The organism is Haemophilus parahaemolyticus, from assembly GCF_002015035.1.
Lineage (GTDB): Bacteria > Pseudomonadota > Gammaproteobacteria > Enterobacterales > Pasteurellaceae > Haemophilus_A > Haemophilus_A parahaemolyticus.
Genome location: NZ_MUXY01000025.1, coordinates 1 through 1,295, shown reverse-complemented (window position 1 = coordinate 1,295; position 1,295 = coordinate 1). Strand labels below are relative to the sequence as shown.

General features: G+C 42.9%; 1 protein-coding gene. It reads left to right on the top strand.

The annotated features are described in order from the left end of the window. Window positions 1-657 (top strand): replication/maintenance protein RepL (locus tag B0185_RS10035; protein WP_249024986.1); only part of this gene is annotated, 657 nt, incomplete at its 5' end. Between the last annotated feature and the right edge of the window lie 638 nt (window positions 658-1,295).

Here is a 1,295-nt window from a genome sequence, read left to right as displayed (position 1 = left end):
AAAGCCTATAGTTTCGTGTCTATAGTTTCGTGTGTTAGTCTCAAGGCGAAAGAAATTTTCTTGCACCACGAAAGAAAATTTTATAAGCTACGAAAAAAATTTTCGTCTATACACGAAACTAAAACAGGGGATCGCATAATGTACGCAAAAATCAACGTAGGAACGCCAGAGCAACGAGATTTAAGACAACTTGACTTCAAGTACCAAGATGAGCTTAAAACGGCTGAAATCGCTCAAAAACGCAAAAATAAGATGAATTTTACTCAAGTAACAAGTGCTGGGTGGTCAATTCTTAATAAAATTGCAATTCAAGCACCTAGAGCATTTCAACTTTACACGTTTTTTGCAGAACACATTGACGCAACTTGCGGTGCAGTTATATGCGATCAAAAATTCCTTGCTGAACGTTTTTCCGTATCGATTAGAACAGTGCAAAATTGGATAAAATCACTAGAAGATTTGAATGCTTTGATAAAAATTCCAGTCGGTCAAACTTACGCTTACGCCCTAGATCCTTTGCAAGTTTGGAAAGGCTACGAAACTAGCAGAGATTACGCAGTTTTTAATACAAAAACGTTAGCGGATCGAAGTGGTGAAATTAACCGAAGATTAAAAATTATGATGTCTGAGCGTGGTATTCAACCAGTCGAAGAATAGGGCGAGCAATCGCACAAAGTGGGGTGTTGGCTTGGTTAAACAGAACCCTGAAGGCGTGGTTTGTCAAGGGGTTTACAGCGTAGCGTCCCTTGACAAAGCCTTGAGCCGTAAGGGTAAAGTGCAACCAAGCTAACACCACACGGCACTAATTCAGCGTGGGTTATCTTGGTGGCATTATGGGCGTTTCGCTCTACTTGCCGTCAAGCCACGCTACGCTCTAAAGGGCTTGACCGCAACCGCTCAACACCCGCCATTTCACCAAGATAAGCCCCCGCCTTGTCGTTTAAAAAACGCATAACTAGAACCGATTTTGCATTATAGGGCAAGGACACACAGCCCCGTGGCTGTCGCCTCGGGACTGCGTCCTTGCTATGGGCTTCGCCCCTAGACCCCTTGGCTTGCTTTGCAAGCCGTGAGCCTACTGCAAGTACAGGGGGGATTTTACGGATTTTGTATTACAATATTCGGAAAATCCCTATCCTGCATTAGTCAAAATCGGTCTTGGCGATAGGGCAAACAAGTTCGCCCAATCGCTTTTACAACCGAGCTGAATTTGGAACTTATAAGATCAAGAAAGGAAAATTGAAAAATACAGTGTTTTCAAGGGTTCAGAAGATCGATACACGAAAGCCTATAGT